At 43.0% G+C, this 17,595-nt stretch carries 16 protein-coding genes; 13 read left to right on the forward strand and 3 right to left on the reverse strand.

Annotated elements, in window-relative coordinates:
• The 12 genes from ACTQ9T_RS06130 to ACTQ9T_RS06185 all read left to right on the forward strand — a co-directional run bounded on the left by ACTQ9T_RS06130 (window position 1) and on the right by ACTQ9T_RS06185 (window position 13,167).
• Entirely contained in the window at window positions 1-672 is a 672-nt protein-coding gene (locus tag ACTQ9T_RS06130) for an NADH:ubiquinone reductase (Na(+)-transporting) subunit D (RefSeq protein WP_010197301.1), read from the forward strand.
• The gene (gene nqrE / locus ACTQ9T_RS06135) at window positions 672-1,280 is read left to right on the forward strand and encodes an NADH:ubiquinone reductase (Na(+)-transporting) subunit E (protein WP_010197300.1); all 609 of its coding nucleotides are present in this window, start codon (window positions 672-674) and stop codon (window positions 1,278-1,280) included. The genes ACTQ9T_RS06130 and nqrE overlap by 1 nt, the downstream gene beginning before the upstream one ends.
• 123 nt (window positions 1,281-1,403) lie before the next feature.
• Window positions 1,404-2,639 (forward strand): NADH:ubiquinone reductase (Na(+)-transporting) subunit F, encoded by a 1,236-nt coding sequence (nqrF, locus tag ACTQ9T_RS06140; protein ID WP_010197298.1) that lies wholly within the window; start codon window positions 1,404-1,406, stop codon window positions 2,637-2,639.
• Window positions 2,640-2,816: 177 nt separating this feature from the next.
• Window positions 2,817-3,617, forward strand: a complete 801-nt coding sequence (locus ACTQ9T_RS06145) for an SDR family NAD(P)-dependent oxidoreductase (RefSeq protein ID WP_440464475.1) — start codon at window positions 2,817-2,819, stop codon at window positions 3,615-3,617.
• Window positions 3,618-3,779: 162 nt separating this feature from the next.
• Window positions 3,780-4,871, forward strand: a complete 1,092-nt coding sequence (locus ACTQ9T_RS06150) for an FAD:protein FMN transferase (RefSeq protein WP_440464859.1) — start codon at window positions 3,780-3,782, stop codon at window positions 4,869-4,871.
• 158 nt (window positions 4,872-5,029) lie between these two features.
• Complete coding sequence (nqrM, locus tag ACTQ9T_RS06155) at window positions 5,030-5,275, forward strand: (Na+)-NQR maturation NqrM (protein ID WP_010197291.1); 246 nt, start codon at window positions 5,030-5,032, stop codon at window positions 5,273-5,275.
• 565 nt (window positions 5,276-5,840) lie between these two features.
• Window positions 5,841-7,073, forward strand: a complete 1,233-nt coding sequence (locus ACTQ9T_RS06160; protein ID WP_440464476.1) for an MFS transporter — start codon at window positions 5,841-5,843, stop codon at window positions 7,071-7,073.
• A gap of 197 nt (window positions 7,074-7,270) precedes the next feature.
• The gene (locus ACTQ9T_RS06165) at window positions 7,271-8,122 is read left to right on the forward strand and encodes an arylesterase (RefSeq protein WP_440464477.1); all 852 of its coding nucleotides are present in this window, start codon (window positions 7,271-7,273) and stop codon (window positions 8,120-8,122) included.
• Between the two features lie 151 nt (window positions 8,123-8,273).
• Window positions 8,274-8,990 carry an ABC transporter ATP-binding protein gene (locus ACTQ9T_RS06170; protein WP_440464478.1) on the forward strand — a complete coding sequence of 239 codons (717 nt, stop codon included), beginning with the start codon at window positions 8,274-8,276 and terminating at the stop codon, window positions 8,988-8,990.
• Between the two features lie 52 nt (window positions 8,991-9,042).
• Window positions 9,043-9,711, forward strand: coding sequence for a hypothetical protein (locus ACTQ9T_RS06175; RefSeq protein WP_440464479.1), 669 nt, complete (start codon window positions 9,043-9,045; stop codon window positions 9,709-9,711).
• A 36-nt stretch (window positions 9,712-9,747) separates the two neighbouring features.
• Complete coding sequence (locus tag ACTQ9T_RS06180; protein ID WP_440464480.1) at window positions 9,748-12,351, forward strand: ABC transporter permease; 2,604 nt, start codon at window positions 9,748-9,750, stop codon at window positions 12,349-12,351.
• Window positions 12,352-12,453: 102 nt separating this feature from the next.
• Window positions 12,454-13,167: a hypothetical protein gene (locus ACTQ9T_RS06185; RefSeq protein ID WP_440464481.1), complete on the forward strand. Its 714-nt coding sequence runs from the start codon at window positions 12,454-12,456 to the stop codon at window positions 13,165-13,167.
• 93 nt (window positions 13,168-13,260) lie between these two features.
• Here the strand turns inward: ACTQ9T_RS06185 and ACTQ9T_RS06190 are convergent, their stop codons facing one another.
• Window positions 13,261-13,977 (reverse strand): hypothetical protein, encoded by a 717-nt coding sequence (locus tag ACTQ9T_RS06190; protein WP_440464482.1) that lies wholly within the window; start codon window positions 13,975-13,977, stop codon window positions 13,261-13,263.
• A gap of 395 nt (window positions 13,978-14,372) precedes the next feature.
• Between ACTQ9T_RS06190 and ACTQ9T_RS06195 the strand changes: the two genes are divergently transcribed.
• Window positions 14,373-15,698 carry a valine--pyruvate transaminase gene (locus ACTQ9T_RS06195; RefSeq protein WP_440464483.1) on the forward strand — a complete coding sequence of 442 codons (1,326 nt, stop codon included), beginning with the start codon at window positions 14,373-14,375 and terminating at the stop codon, window positions 15,696-15,698.
• Window positions 15,699-15,800: 102 nt separating this feature from the next.
• Here ACTQ9T_RS06195 and ACTQ9T_RS06200 read toward each other — a convergent pair whose 3' ends face one another.
• Window positions 15,801-16,703: a DJ-1/PfpI family protein gene (locus tag ACTQ9T_RS06200; RefSeq protein WP_440464484.1), complete on the reverse strand. Its 903-nt coding sequence runs from the start codon at window positions 16,701-16,703 to the stop codon at window positions 15,801-15,803.
• Window positions 16,704-17,077: 374 nt separating this feature from the next.
• Complete coding sequence (locus ACTQ9T_RS06205) at window positions 17,078-17,467, reverse strand: hypothetical protein (RefSeq protein WP_201592789.1); 390 nt, start codon at window positions 17,465-17,467, stop codon at window positions 17,078-17,080.
• Between the last annotated feature and the right edge of the window lie 128 nt (window positions 17,468-17,595).

Raw genomic sequence — 17,595 nt, forward strand, 5'->3', positions numbered from 1 at the left:
ATGGCTGACACTAAAAGTATTTTAACCTCGCCTATCTTTGATAATAACCCCATTGCTCTACAGATCTTAGGTATCTGTTCGGCATTGGCGGTGACGACCAGCATGGCCAATGCGTTGGTGATGTGTGTGGCGTTGACACTGGTAACGGCGTTTTCGAGCTTCTTTATCTCTATTATTCGTAAGCAAATCCCATCAAGTATTCGTATTATTGTACAGATGACCATCATTGCCTCACTGGTTATCTTGGTCGATCAGGTGCTAAAAGCCGTCGCTTATGATGTCAGTAAGGGTCTATCAGTCTTCGTTGGTTTGATTATCACCAACTGTATCGTGATGGGTCGTGCCGAAGCATTTGCGATGAGCAATCCACCCGTACCCAGCTTTTTAGACGGTATTGGTAATGGTCTTGGTTACTCTGCGGTACTGTTGTTTGTCGCGACTATCCGTGAGCTACTTGGCTCAGGTACATGGTTTGGTATCACTATCCTACAGCCTGTCACTGATGGCGGTTGGTATATTCCAAACGGTCTATTACTGTTGCCACCGTCAGCATTCTTTATCATTGGATTATTCATTGCCATTGTTCGTATTTGGAAACCAGAGCAGGTTGAAGAAGCCGAGTTTGTAATGAAGCCGCAGTCTAAAGGCATGGCACACGGAGGCGGTCACTAATGGGACATTATGTTAGTTTATTTATAACCTCAGTCTTTATTGAGAATATGGCGCTTGCCTACTTCTTAGGTATGTGTACTTTCTTGGCAGTATCAAAGAAGGTTTCAACTGCTATCGGCTTAGGTGTTGCAGTTGTCGTCGTAATGGCCATCACTGTGCCATTAAACAACTTACTATTTCAGTTCATCCTAAAAGACGGTGCGCTGGCATGGGCAGGTTTTCCAGATATTGACTTAAGCTTTTTGGGCTTGCTCAGTTATATTGGTCTAATTGCTGCGACCGTACAGATTCTAGAGATGTTCTTGGATAAGTTCGTTCCGAGTCTGTATAACGCCCTTGGGGTATTCTTACCGCTCATCACTGTCAACTGTGCCATCTTAGGTGGTGTACTATTTATGGTGGAGCGTGACTACAACTTTGGCGAATCGATGGTATATGGCGTAGGCGCAGGTTTCGGTTGGGCATTGGCGATTACCGCATTGGCCGGTATCCGTGAAAAGCTAAAATACTCAGACATTCCAGCACCGCTACGTGGTCTTGGTATTACCTTTATCACAGTTGGTCTGATGTCACTTGGCTTTATGTCTTTCGGCGGTATGTCAATCTAGACCGCTAAGCTTAAAAGCCTATTTAGCGATTTGACCTATTTAATTCATTTATTCGGTAGGGGTTCAGGAAAAACGCAATGACGTCTTTTCGCACCCCTACTCCATAGATTAAGGATACCTACCATGGATTACGCTACGGCGATTGGTGGCGTTGCTATGTTTACCTTGATCATCATGGGCCTTGTCGCCATTATTTTGGCGGCGCGCTCAAGACTGGTCAGTTCAGGCGATGTTACCATCCATATCAATGATAATCCCGATAATGACGTCGTGACACCCGCAGGTGGTAAACTGCTGCAAACACTGGCGAGCGAAGGTATTTTCTTATCTTCAGCCTGTGGTGGCGGTGGTACTTGTGCGCAGTGTCGTTGCCGCGTTATTGAAGGCGGCGGTTCTATCTTGCCGACTGAAGAAGGCTATTTTACTCAAGGCGAAATCCGCAATCACATGCGCTTAGCCTGTCAGGTAGCCGTCAAGCAAGACATGAAAATTGAGATTGACCCTGAGTTTTTTGATGTGCAAAAATGGGAATGCGAGGTTGTCTCTAACGATAACGTTGCTACCTTTATTAAAGAGCTGGTACTAAAAATTCCAGAAGGCGAAGAAGTTAACTTCCGCGCTGGTGGTTATGTACAGCTAGAAGCGCCACCGCATGAAGTGCATTATAAAGACTTCGATGTGGCTGAAGAATATAGAGAAGACTGGGAAAAATTCGGCATCTTCAACTATGTCTCAAAAGTTGATGAGCCGGTTATCCGTGCGTACTCAATGGCCAACTACCCAGAAGAAAAAGGCCTGATTAAGTTTAACATTCGTATCGCTAGTCCACCGCCACGTGGTCCTGACGGTATCCCACCAGGTAAGATGTCTTCTTGGACATTTAGCTTAAAGCCTGGCGATAAAGTAACGGTTTCAGGTCCTTATGGTGAGTTCTTTGCCAAAGATACCGAAACTGAGATGATTTTCGTCGGTGGTGGTGCAGGCATGGCACCAATGCGCTCGCATATCTTTGATCAGCTAAAACGTTTGAACTCTGATCGTAAGATTAGCTTTTGGTACGGTGCGCGCTCAATTCGTGAGATGTTCTATGTTGAAGACTATGATCAACTAGAAGCAGAGTTTGCGAACTTTGAATGGCATGTTGCCCTATCTGATCCACTTCCTGAAGACAATTGGGATGGCTATACTGGCTTTATCCATAATGTCTTGCTAGAAGAGTATCTAAAAGACCATCCGAACCCAGAAGACTGTGAATACTACATGTGCGGGCCACCGATGATGAACGCGGCGGTAATCGACATGTTACATAGCCTTGGTGTTGAAGACGAAAACATCATGCTTGATGACTTTGGTGGTTAAGCCGACTGGTTAGAGAAACACGATTAAATTAGTTCTAAAAAAAAGAGTCTCAATTGAGGCTCTTTTTTTGGCCTCGATTAAGTGCCAAGTTCAAATAATAAGACTACAAATCTAAATAGCAGATTACCTGCCCTCTCCTATATGATTGATTATTTATTGCTTTAAGAAAGGATTCTTATGAAAACCAAAGTGAAAGAATTAACCATTTGGATAACCGGTGCTTCTAGCGGTATTGGCGAAGCCTTAGCCATTGCTTTTGCCAAACGCGGTGCTCGGATTATTTTGAGTGGTCGTGATGAGGCAAAATTAGCAGCGGTCAAAAAAAGTTGCAAGCACAGCAAAAAACACATCATAGTGCCTTTTGATATTAGTGATGCCGAGCAAGCGAAAGAAGCTTATGACGCGGCTATCGCACAGACAGGAAAAATCGACTGGCTGATTAATAATGCTGGTGTCAGTCAACGCTCGCTTATTATGGAGACCAGTGAAGATGTCGAACGGCAAATTATGGAGATAGATTACTTTGCGCAAACCCGTCTGACCAGATTGGTATTGCCAGATATGATCGTACAAGGTGGCGGCAAGGTAGTGATGATATCAAGTGTGGCAGGCTTACTCGGTACGCAATATCGCGGCGCTTATGGGGCAGCCAAAGCCGCCTTGCATATGTGGGCGAACAGTTTGCGTGCGGAATTGCATGACCAAGGCATAGAGGTCGCGACGATATTTCCAGGATTTATCCAAACCAACGTTTCTATCAACGCGCTGACAGGAGATGGTAGCGCGCAAGGCACGATGGATGAGGCGACCAGTAAAGGACTGAGCGCGACTGAGTTTGCTAAACAGGTCGTGAAGGCGCTTGGTAATAATAAAGAATACATCATCGTTGGTGGCAAACAAGAAAAACTGGCAACAAGAGTCAATCGGGTATCACCGCCAAAACTTTATAAACTTATCCGTGAGTCACAAGTAAAATAAGCTGCTCAACCGAACGAATTGTCATTGAATAGTGCCTTCATTGGTATTTTTGAGCTCAAGGGGTGTAAAATAAGCATGGCTTGTTTTACACCCTACTCATTTTTGCGCCATACCGAAAATATTATGAATAATACCGAATACAGCTCATCTTCTAAAAAAACTATGAATCTTGCCCTATTTGGCATCATTGGTCTTGTCGGCACTTTAAGTATTAGTGCCTGCCAGCAAACACCAGACTATAATTCTCTGAGTGGTGAGACGATGGGCACAAGCTATCATATTAGCTATCAACTGCCCGATGATGCAGATGAAGCCGATATACAAGCAACGATTGATAAGCGTTTGCAGCAAATTAATGACAGCATGTCGACTTACCAGAGTGATTCAACGATATCTAAGTTTAATCAATTGGGTAGAGATATCCCTATTATTATCGACGCTGATTTTAGTCGCGTGCTCAATGTCTCACAAATCGTTTATGAACAATCTGGCGGTGCTTTTGATCCTACTGTCATGCCATTGGTCGATACGTGGGGATTCGGCAGCACTATGACCGTCGAGCGTCTACAAAGCCCGCCAACAGCACTTGAGATTGCCCAAGCAAAAGCATTGGTAGACTTTGAAAGCATCATAAAAGAAGATAAATCGATCTATAAAAGCAAAGATGGTGTTGGTCTAGATTTTTCTGCCGTTGCCAAGGGTTATGGGGTCGATGTCATCGCTGATGTGCTTAGAGACGATTATCAGATTCGTAATTATATGGTTGAGATCGGCGGCGAAATTGCGACCTCTGGCGTGAATAACCAGCAACAACCGTGGCAAATTGCGATTGATGCCCCTATTGAAGGCAGCACCGTCAGCGAACGCCAAACGATATCCGCCATTCGTCAACCTATAAACACTACCACTCAAATGCATCTAGCGACGTCTGGCAACTATCGCAACTCGATCGTTTTTGATGGTAAGCACTATAGTCACACGATCGACCCCACCACTGGCGAGCCTATCGTGGGCGGCGCCCCTTCGGTCACGGTTGCTGCAGACTCGGTCGCATTGGCAGATGCATGGGCAACAGCACTGACTGCCATGCCTTATAAAAAGGCACTGAGAGTCGCTAACGAACAAAATCTAGCCGCACTGTTTGTTGTATTAGCTGATGGTATCAAACCCAGTGATTCTTTGGACAGTATTGATGATTGGCAAATAGTACAGACATCGGCAATGAAAAACTTGCGAGCAGATAAACAACCGTAAATTTCTAGGGCGTGTCCTCATTTTTAAAATGAGGACACGCCCTAGTGTGATGCTATAAAGCACACCATAAGCATCAACGAGCGGCGTAAAAATTTGCTATACTATTAATAGGTTATCCCTATGGATAACTGCCCCATTTTTAAAACGAGGTCTCCTCTATGCTTAGCCAATTGCTTCCCATGCTTGCTATTACCTTTACCGTATTCGTCCTGTTCTTTCTGTTTATGGGCATCGGTTATATGGTCAAAAAAAAGCCGCTTAGAGGATCTTGCGGCGGTGTTGCTAAACTGATGGGTGATGAAAATTGCTCGTTTTGTGGCAATGATCCCAATAAATGCGACTCAATCATCGCAGAGCACCAAGAAAATGCGCTCAGAGCGGCTCAATTAGGCAAATCAGTCTAACAGCCATAGTTGTTACCATACGCTGGTAGTATTTGTGTCGCCTCTATTCTTATAATAGCGTCAAGTCCTTTAAAAGCGACTTGGCGCTATTTTTATTGTGCGATGCCATCTTTTATTATCGCCATCCCTTATTATCACTGTTCTAAAGCAGCAACTCGAGATAACGCTTCAAAACAATGTCTCAAATAAAGTTTCGAAGCAACTATACATACAACTTACTAACCTGCCTGCCGATTTAGCAAAGTCAGTCTAGAAAACTCGTATGGTTTACGCTCTATAGTCGCTACTAAATAAAATGGGTACACGACATTATGATGCGTGACTGGCACAAACTTTTCTTGCTTGCTGTGCCTACGCAGACAGAGGCTACGAAAAATTTATACCAGTCACGCTGTCTCTTTTTTATATTGACCTGACTATACAACGATCTCTCATTCTGATTTATGCTGTCGATTGCCGTCTAGGTACGTGTCTGGATAAATGCTCTTTGGTGTTATTTTACAAGCGACGATGTTTCGGCGCTGTTTTATAACGTGTTCTTTTTCATTGTCATCGTTGTGCTGCTATGTCTACCTCATCCAATCTATCCTCTTCATCCAACCTACCCTCCTCACGCTTCACTTTTTGGCTCGTCTTATGCGCCATGATTTTGCTCGCCACCAATATGCGTGCACCGATCGTTGCTCTTGGCTCTATTGCGCCAGTGGTACAAGAGGCACTCAATATTTCTGAGACGCAGATTGGTTGGCTAGGGGCAGTGCCCATGCTGAGCTTTGCGGTGGGCGCACTGATCGCACCATCCATTGGTAAGCGATTTGGGCTTGAGAATACGCTCATTGCGATGATTGGATTATTAACGGTAGGGATGGTTGTCCGTACCGTTATCCCGACTTGGTCTGGGTTTTTAGTTGGTACATTATTGCTGACCTTGGCTATCGGTTTTGCGAATACCTTAGCTGCTCCTGTTATTAAACAGCGCACGCCCAAGCATATTCCATTGATAACAGGGCTATTTAGTCTAACGATGACAGTAACGGCAGGTATTGTCGCAGGAGTGGTACTACCATTATCTGAGCAAGTGGGCTGGCAATGGGCACTGGGTGGATGGTCGCTATTGGGTATTTTTGCCATCGTTATTTGGATATTTTTACGCTTGCGTCTAGGCTCGTCTAGTCATCAAACGGTTGTGCTACCTACGTCCGAGTATTCAGAAATATCCATGTGGCGTACGCCTTTTGCTTGGCAGATTGCGGTCTTTATGGGGCTGCAATCACTATTATTTTATACCGTTGCCAGTTTCTTGCCGTCTATTTGGGTGAGTAAAGGGCTATCCGCAGTCCAAGCAGGACAAATGGCTTCGGTGTTCCAGTTTATGGCACCGATCGCCATCTTGAGCCTAACATGGCTAGTAAACCGTGGTCGCCCTATTCAGGCACTGGCGGTGTTTGCAGCGGTGTTAAATGTCATTGGTATTTTAGGCATCAGTTATTTATCTACTGAACTCGCTTGGCTGTGGTCAGGCCTGATGGGCATTGGCTGCTCCGCTATTTTTACGTTGAGTATGATGCTGTTCTCCTTACGTACTTATACGACCAACCAATCTAGTGAGCTGTCTGGCATGGCGCAATTCGTCGGTTATTTGATTGCGTTTTTTGGTCCACTAGGGACAGGCGGGCTACATGAGGCGACTGGCAGCTGGGATTTGCCGCTATTCATCATGCTCATTTTGATGATCATCAACGTTGTGATTGCTTGGCTAGTGAGTCGCCCAGCGATGGTTGATGGCAAGAAACTTTAAGATAGAATGAATCTATAGTCAGAGTACTTTTAAACCGATACGGTGTTACCCGGCCTAGATGTACTCAGTGTACTATCTGCGGTCGATCGCCTTGTAGCGATTCTAAAATTCCTTGACTATACTTGCCGTAACTTTAAGATAATATTGATTATCCTCTTATTTTGCTACACTGGTTCGATTGATTAAGAGATGTATCTATGATGAAAAATAACAACTTCGACCTACTTAAACGACCTGTTTATAGCACAACCATTTACAAGATGAGTATCGGCATATTGACAGTAGGCTTGGTGCTAAGTGGCTGTCAAAAATCTCCTGACACAGAAACGACTAACGAGCCACAAACCACTGAAGCGGCAACTATAAATGCGCCTGTAGCGGTTGAAGGAACCACAAGTGCTAGTGCTGCCGCACAACAAGTCAATTCGTCCTCACTGACTATTTTAGCGCTTGGCGACTCCCTGACGGAAGGTCTTGGGGTGGATAAAAATGACAACTACCCTGCTCAGTTGGAAGATCGTCTGCAAGCGATGGGTTACGATAACGCTAAAGTTATCAACTCAGGATTGAGCGGTGAAACCAGTACGGGGTTAGTCAATCGATTGGATTGGGTATCGCAAACTAAACCCGATATTACGATATTGACCATCGGTGCTAACGACGCCATACGTGGTATCGATGTGGCGACAATTGAAGCCAACATCCGTACTGCGGTTAAGCACTTACAAGACAATGGCAGTGTCGTCATCTTGGGCGGCATGTCGATCTATGACAACCTAGGCAGTGACTACGTCGCCTCGTTTTCAGCCATTTATCCTCGTATTGCTAAAGATATGAACCTGACGCTTATTCCGTTCTTTTTAGAGGGTGTCGGCGGTGATCCTGAGCTCAATCAAGCGGATGCGATTCATCCGACTAAAGATGGCTACAAAATTATCGTCAATGACAATATTTTGCCTATCTTAGCGCCCAAACTGGAAGCACTAAAAACAGCCAATGCAGACAGTTCAACTGATACGGTTCAAAACGATATAGTCGATACGAAATAAAATAGATATACGACATTATGAGGCGTGACTGGTACAAATTTTTCTTGCTTGCTGTGCAGACAGAGGCGACAAAAAATTTATATCAGTCACGCTGACTCTTTTCATATTGACCTGACTATATGACAAAAAATACGACAAATGAGACACTGTAATGACATCATCACCTTCGATTGCCACGTCAATGCCACAAGCCGATTCTAAAAAAGAAGCCCTACTCACCGCTAATAAACTCAATAAAACCGTGCAAGTCGGTGAGCAAAAGCTGTCCATCATTAAAGACGTAGATATGTATGTCAATGCGGGCGAGTTTGTGGTCATCATGGGCAAATCAGGCTCGGGTAAATCTACTCTGCTAGGGTTACTCGCAGCATTAGACTATCCCGATAGCGGTACGGTGTCGCTAGCAGGTCAAATGCTTAGCAGTCTTGACGAAGATGCTCTGGCAGTCATTCGTCAACAGGACATGGGTTTTGTCTTTCAGTCGTTTCATCTACTGCCAACACTGACCGTCGCCGAAAACATCGCCTTTCCACTTGATATTGCCAGACGTCCAAACCCATCACGGGTAGACGAACTGATAGATGCGGTCGATTTAGGGCATAGACGTAATAGCTTACCCAACCAATTATCAGGCGGTGAGCAACAACGTACAGCAGTGGCACGAGCGCTGGTATCGCACCCAAAGATTGTGTTTGCGGATGAACCTACAGGCAATTTAGATGAGCAAAATGCCGATCAAGTTATGCAACTATTATTGGACTTAAGACAGCAAGTCGGTTCGGCACTGGTGGTCGTGACCCATGATCCTGCGCTTGCCGAGATGGCAGATCGCGTCATCACCATGCATGATGGCCGAATTGATGAATAAACAGGAGTTCACCCTTTATTCTTTAATGCTCTACTTCAATAAGGTTAGTTCAATGGGAACTCTTGAGATAGAAAACTTGGCAAAAGACTTACTTGCTGGAAAGTTCACTTTTGAAACCGAAGATTATAGCCAAGCAATTAATCAGTTAATCTCGATCTATAAATTAGATAACGCGCTTTATTATTTGAAACAGATGGCTGACTTAGACGATTATTCCATTACTTTTGCGCTCTCTTTTATATTAGAGCATTACTCAAAACCTTTCATCAATGCCAACAGAGACGAGATAAGTCAGCTTACTCTACAAGCAATAAGTAAGGGATATTTGAGAGCAAATAATTATTTCCTATACCCTTTGACGTACTTTATGGAAAATGATGATGAGTATCTTTGTTTTTTAGACTTGCTACAGAATGAGCAAAATACACTACAAAATGATGCATTAAGACATCTATATTACTTTGATACTTATAAATATGAAAAGTTGAACCACCTCAGTAAACAGCTAGATTTTTCTTTGTTCTATAATTTACCTAGCAAAATAAATAAACACTGGTTTGAACAACAAACAAAAGGTAAGCCTCTTCTTTACCAGAAAGTAGTAGCTAGCGCAGTATATAAGACAGTTAAAGATAAAAAACTCGTTCATTCATTAACTGATATGACAGATGCAGAGTTGTTTGACTTTATCTATATCTGGTTACCTGATGATACACTCTAAAATTTCTTAATACGTCTACCGATTAAGCAAAAAATTATGACTAAAGCTACGATCACAAAAAGCGATACTGCTATCAATAATAAGGCTACTAATCCCAAAGGGAACCGTTTCTTTAGCGGTCAAACACTGGGCTCACAGGCACTCAGCCGTAGTTGGTGGCAGCGCTGGGTATATCCGGTATTGTTTCTGCTGACATTAACCCTATCGCTTGCAACTTACCTAACCCTCGATTCTGTGCAGCAGTCTGTCGATCGCTATATCAATGATAATCAGCGCGCCCTCGTTGGTGGGGATTTGATTCTAAACAGCAAGCAAGACTGGCCAAGTGAAGTATTGACGCAAGTAGAAACCATCCCCGATACGCAGACGGTGTATGACTATCAGTTTAGCGCCATGCTGGTCAATGATGAGCAAACCTTGCTTGCCAGCATTAAAGCGGTCTCGCCGTCTTATCCCTTGTACGGTACAGCGGAGCTTGCCTCAGGACAGCCGCTGTGGGAGCAGCTAACCTCTGACAGTGTCATCGTCGCACCAGAAGTGCTCAGTAGCCTACAGGCTAAGGTCGGTGACCGTATCACCATTGGCGATGCGCAGTTTACGATCAGTGATGTACTGACAAAAGAACCTGATAGACCGCTGACCACATTTGGGTTCGGTGGTCGTGTCTTAATGCATCAAGACTCGCTTGCAGCGACCAACCTATTGGGTCAACGCAGCCGAATAAACTACCGCATTGAGATGGCAGGCGATCCAGAGCTGATAACTACGCAGCGTGACAAGCTCACAGATATCCTGACCAATTATCCCGATATCGAGCTCTCTGATGCCGAGTCAGCAGATACTTCCGTCTCACGTATCTCTGACAATGTATTGATGTTTTTAAAACTACTGGTCATCGCGGTGTTACTACTATCTGCGGTCGCCATGTATGGCGTCATTAGTGCGTTTGTCAGTAAGCAGCAGTCCAATAATGCCATTCGTTTGGCGCTAGGCGAGCCGCTTGGTTCACTCAAACGTAGCTATTATCAATTGCTCATCATCACGACTGCCATCGCTTGTATCGCAGCGATTGCCCTTAGTCTGGGCTTACTCAAAATAGGCCAGCCGTATCTGGTGGCTATCTTGCCTGCTGACGTTGGTCTAGCCATCAATCCAATCAGCGCCATCAAGACCATTGTGATTGCCTTAGTCCTGACGCTACTGATCGCTCAGCGTGGTTTGAGTACGCTGAGCACCACCAAGCCCGCGACCCTACTTAGTCAAGGTGCGAGCACGCAGACGCAAAATCTGCCTTGGTATCGACGCGTGCCATTACTGTGGTATGGGCTGATGCTGGCAGGGCTGTATGCCTTCTTTGCTTATGAAGTTGGCTCGCTGTCATTAGGGGCACAGCTATTGGGCGGTTTGATTGCTCTGGTGGCTATATTTTGGCTACTGGCTCGTGGGTGGCTGTGGTTACTTGCCAAGGTGGCGACGAAAACCAAGATCAGTTGGATGCAGCGTATCGCTATCCATAACCTTGCGCGTAAAGGCAACCAATCTGCGTTGTTCTTTGTCACCTTATCGCTATCGGTGGCGGTACTGACGCTTATCACCACGCTCAATCACAGTATCAATGCGCAGTTTATCAATGCTTATCCTGAAGACGCGCCTAACTTATTCTTGCTCGATGTGCAGAGCGATCAACACGACGATATTGATGCGATCATTGAGGCGCCCGTCACTTATTATCCTGTCATTCGTGCGCGTGTGGAGACGGCCAATGATGTGGTGGCAAAAGATATCGTGCCTGCAGATGGGTTTGATGATCCCACGCGTGTCTTTAACTTGAGCTACGCAGATACGGTCATGGAGACCGAATACATTACTGAGTCACTCACAGATGACGCGCTATACACCCCTATCGATGCGACAAATGAACAAGTCAAACCCTTGTCTATATTGGACACCGCTGCCAGTATGCTCAATGTCGGTATGGGCGATCAGGTGCGCTTTAACATTCAGGGTATCGAGATCATCGGGCAAATCACCAGTATTCGTACGCGCTATGAGCGTGGCCCAAGTCCATATTTCTATTTCTTATTTGAGCCGTCTGTGCTGTCCGCTGCTCCGCAGATTCAGTTTGCTACTGCCCACGTGTCAGAGAGTGCCATTCCAGAGCTACAAGGCAAACTGGTACGCGAGTTCCCTGCTGTCACCACCATTGATGGTACGGCCATTGCCAAGCAAATCCAAGAGCTAGTAGTACAAATGAGCCGCTTGGTCTATGTGTTCACCTTGCTTGCCCTACTCACTGGGGTCATGGTGCTGATCAGCTCGCTACTATCTACCTCGCAAGATCGCATGAAGGACAGCGCGTCATTTAGACTGCTCGGTATGCAAAAGCGCGATCTATATATGCTCAATATTTTAGAGCTAGGTGTGCTTGGTATTAGTGCAGCGACCTTTGCCGTTGTCATCGCCAGCGTTGGCGCATGGGCAGCCATCACGCAATGGTTCAATCTACAGTTTAGTGTGCCGTGGACAAGCTTGGCGATTGGCGGTGTAGCGTTAGTCATGTTGCTGTTTGCCATTGCTATTATTTATGTGAGATTGGTGATTGGTCGCGGGATTATGGCGAGGGTAAGGGCGATGATTTAAGGTGATAAGCGTTAAAAAATTGTACTCACTTTTGGTTTTGCAAAGAAAAACCCCTTTATAGAGGGGTTTTTCAATAAACATAATTTTAATTAGGAAAAGAAAATGTTACAAGAAAAATTGTTTGAGCGTTATATGAGTATTTCTGAAGAGCATAAGGATTTTTTAGATGAATCTTTATCTTATGAAGGCTTAGCAAAAATACTTTTGGGTAGTGTACATGATGAATACGAACAAGCACCTAATAAAATATTAATTGTTGGTAGAGAAACCAAAGGCTGGTTAAATAATTGGAATGATTTCAAATACAATGAAAATGGAATTAAGCGGTCAATGAATAAAAGTAAAGACTTTGTACAAAATCAGTTAAAAGAAGATACAAAAGATACTCGTGGCAAATCATTTTTTAATTTCGTACGTGATATTGCGAAAAAGAGCGGCAAAGACGGTATATTATGGGCTAATATTTATGCCACTGACTATAATGGTAAGCATATTAACCACATGAAAGATAAGAACATGATAAGAGAGATAGAAACTATTTCTAAAAAAATTATTGTCGCTCAAATTGAGGTTCTAAACCCCGACATCATTATATTTGCGACAGGCAATCAAGGTGTTACTGCAAGACGTAGATATTTTCCAAATTCGGAATTAAGAGAGCGTACAACTATTGAAGGCTATCCTATAAAGAATTTATGGGCTTTTAAACTGCCTGACTATGAAGCTCAATGTTATCGTATCCACCACCCTAGCTCTTTCAGCACAGAGAAAAAGCAGGCAAGACAAAAACTGATTAAATTATTACCAAGCATATAAATTCTAATTACTGAGCCAATATATTTTTAATTAAAGTCTGAAACATATTAAAAATCTTACAATATTTCAAACACCGAGGTGAGTCTTAGCCTATCAACTTTGTTGTGGCTCTATAGGATACATTACGCTGATATAAGCATAGTTTAATGTATTCGTCAGCGCCATTCCGTGTAAGAACATGTCAGAATCATCATTTCTACGATCAATCATTTCTACGATTTCACTAAACTGTTCTAGACTTGTAGATTCAATTGAATGAGTATATAGCAGTAAATTTTTAACATTCCTTATCGGTAGTTTATCTATAAACTCATCTACTTCTTGTTTATTTTGCTTGGTAAGGTCGTCTGACAAATAGAGTTTTGATTCAGCATATTGAGTATATGGGCATTGATCAAACAAACTGATTACGTCATTTAGATCCATAGCAATGTAGCTACCATGTACACTTAACATAGCTTGGAGCTGATGCACAATCCTATGAGCTTGCTCAATTTCGCAGCAAACAATACCGTCTATGACATTATTAGTTGCCATAAATTTATCACTAGTTTGTATGCCAATTAATAAATCTGCACCTGTCTGTTCTTTTAATGCTCTAAGATTATCTTTTTCCCACTCATTATCAACTAAAAAGAAAGCACAGCAACAAGGTGCGTTGAAATTATCTTCAAGGTGATACAGTTTAAATTGCGTATTAAGTTTCAATCTTTCAAAAACTTCATTTGGTATAGTATACTTTGAGCCTGACGATTCGATTGGTTTAGTTTTGAGGTTAACTTCATTAAGTAAATTGTGAACGCTATTCATTGTCACTCCTTTTATTATTTAAAACAAATCCACTCAAACCACAACTGCTGTAGCGTTGCCTTCTGCTTTACATTTTTATATTTTCTAGTCAGTGTTGTTAATTTATATCAGCATAAAAACTTGAAATACTAACTTTGCGTCGCTTTTATTACTGCTTAACGGATGTAATTTAAAAATAACTGAATTAACCGACTTTCTTATGAGGTTGAAATTAACAATATCACGTTACCTGATAAAGTATTTTATAGGTTGCTATAAATTGTTTAGTACTCAAACACCGATATCTATCAAGCTACCTGATTACTTATATAATTGACACACCATTTGCTATACTAGCCCAACTTTATCGGTTAAATACCAACTTATAACACTCTCCCAAACAGCATGGTAGCCTTATGAAATTCTCAAAATTCGGTCAAAAATTTACTCAGCCCACTGGCATCTCACAATTGATGGACGATCTAGGCGACGCGCTAAAAAGCGATCAGCCAGTCAACATGCTGGGCGGTGGTAACCCTGCCAAAATTGATGCCGTTAATGAGTTGTTTTTGGAGACATATAAGGCGCTTGGCACGGATAACGATACAGGTGAGGCCAATAGTAGCGCGATTATCAGCATGGCGAACTACTCTAACCCGCAAGGTGATTCGGCCTTTATCGATGCGTTGGTTGGCTTCTTTAACCGTCATTATGATTGGAATCTGACCTCAGAAAATATTGCCCTGACCAATGGCTCACAGAATGCATTTTTCTATTTGTTTAATCTATTTGGCGGTGCGTTCACTGATGAGCATAACGAATCTATCGACAAATCCATTCTACTACCATTGACCCCTGAGTATATCGGCTATAGCGACGTGCATGTCGAAGGTCAGCATTTCGCTGCGGTATTGCCACATATCGATGAAGTGACTCATGATGGTGAGGAAGGCTTCTTTAAATATCGTGTCGATTTTGACGCATTAGAGAACTTGCCAGCACTAAAGGAAGGCCGTATCGGCGCGATTTGCTGCTCACGCCCGACCAACCCGACTGGCAACGTACTGACCGATGACGAAATGGCGCATTTGGCCGAGATTGCCAAACGTTATAACATACCCCTTATCATCGATAATGCCTACGGTATGCCCTTCCCTAACATCATCTATTCAGACGCGCATTTGACGTGGGATAACAATACGATTCTATGCTTTAGCCTGTCTAAAATTGGCCTGCCCGGTATGCGTACTGGTATTATCGTGGCCGATGCGAAAGTGATCGAAGCGGTCAGCGCAATGAATGCAGTAGTGAATCTAGCGCCGACACGCTTTGGTGCAGCGATTGCGACACCACTAGTAGAAAACGATCGTATCAAGCAATTATCAGATAACGACATCAAGCCATTTTATCAAAAGCAGGCAACCCTTGCCGTGAAGCTGTTAAAAGAAGCATTGGGCGATTACCCATTGATGATTCATAAGCCTGAAGGCGCGATTTTCTTATGGCTATGGTTTAAAGACTTGCCGATTAGCACGGTTGAGCTGTACGAGATTTTAAAAGAAAAAGGCACACTCATTGTACCAAGTCAGTACTTCTTCCCTGGTGTCGATATCAGCGATTATCAGCATGCACACGAGTGTATTCGTATGAGTATCGCGGCTGACGAGCAGACACTCACTGATGGTATCAAAGCGATTGGTAAAGTGGTGCGTGAGTTGTATGATGAAGCACAAAGCAAGTAGTCATAAACTCACACAACAAATAAAAAACGGACTTATTAATAGTCCGTTTTTTTATGCTATGAAACGATCTATTTTATATTAGATGAAAAGTTTACCAACCTTTTAGCTAAGCGCTTTTAGTAATTCATTAGCACTTAGTTTACCAAACTCATTGGCAGCCAATGGCCCATCCCCTGAGATCAGTTTTCTGTCTTGATGAGTGTTACCTGTGGCCAATTTATTGCTAATAGTGACACCCAAATCTTCTAACTTTTCACCGAAGTACCAAGGCATAGTTCCCGGCAGGTAACCGAGCTTTGGCATTTGCTTATCCATTCCCGTAGGAAACGCTACCATCTTATAGCCTTTAAAGATAAAGTCGCTTTCAGACTTATCCGACCCATTAGGACTGTCGAGATTAGCGGCTAATAAAGCCGCAGGGCCATGGCAAATAGCTAAAGTAAATAAATCTCTATTATGACCCCAACGTAGCAATTCACCAAGGTTTTGGTCTTCGGGCAGACCTAACATCGCGCCATGACCACCCGGAATAAAGATTGCTGCATAATCTTCACTATCAGCCATATCGTTTTTAACAAAGTTAGCGATACTTTTTGGGTTATTCAGTGTTGATTCATATTCAGCATAGATTTTTTTGACGTCGTCATCATTGTCTGGCATTGCCCACTGTTCAACTTTCACAGACTCGCCTGTAGGGGTGAAAACGTCTACCTTAAAACCTGCTTGCTTAAAATGCAGTAAAGGTACCATCATTTCAACGGGATGATTGCCGGTATCGAATTTTTTACCATTTTCCATGGTCATGTACTGCTCTTCGGTGCAGACCATTAGAATCTTTTTATCACCAGTGTACGGCGCGTCATACTCCGTATGGTCATAGTTGGTTTTACTAGGTGCGGCAAGTTTCAGTGATGATTTAGAAGGAATAAAAATCCCCGCTTCGGTTTCTTGCGCCTCTAAACCTAAAGTATCTTTGGCCTTGCCTAATAAATCTTGGATATTCATAGTTTTTCCTAGTTATTATTAATAGTCATGGACAGCTGAGTCGATAAACCTACTAGGTATATCGATGTAACTATAGTCTGAATACAAAATAACAAACTGAGAAAGGGTTAAATAGATAAGACTTTTTATATTTCGTAAGCTTTGTAAAGAGAGCGTGTTTAATCTGTCAAATTACAACCGCTGCAATAGCTACCTACTTAAGCAGAAGCTATTTTAGACGTCATTTGTGTGGATATTCTTATAGGAGTATTGTTCTTGACGAACAAACGCAAAAGCATGGTATCAAAGTGATTTGGTGAAGTGGTACGCGAGTTGTATGATGAAGCCAGAAAATAAGCAATTATGAGCGCAAAGAGCAAAATAAAAAACGGACTCTAATAGTCCGTTTTTTGATGTCGTTTAATCATGGGTTTAACTTTACTGACTGACTGAAAATTCTTTGTCCATACGGTAAAACCATATAGTACGTAAGAGAGCAGACACGTATTGATCAAATCATGAATGCTGGCTTTAAGCTCTGCGCTGCCTATCGCTGAGAGGCCAAGCTCGGTAATCGTCTGGCGATTATCCAAATACTCACCCAATAAGGCGATAGCTGTCACCATAATTAAAGCAATAAATGCCCTAACGCTGTACTTCTTAAAAATTGGACGCATCAGGATTAAGCTTAGTAGATAAACGCTGATGCCTACATAAATATGTAAAGCATCTTTTTCCAATCCTGTGGCATTCACGACACTATTTTTGAAGATATAAAAATCCACGATTTTATTCCGTGTATAAGAGATAGAGAATAGCTGAGTATAAATAAAAACCAATTAAGTATAAATTTAAAATAAAAAAGAGTTTGCGACAATGCAAACTCTCTTGCGTGAGGGCAAAGCAATGCTTT

Source organism: Psychrobacter sp. ASPA161_6 (assembly GCF_051970285.1).
Taxonomy (GTDB): domain Bacteria; phylum Pseudomonadota; class Gammaproteobacteria; order Pseudomonadales; family Moraxellaceae; genus Psychrobacter; species Psychrobacter glaciei.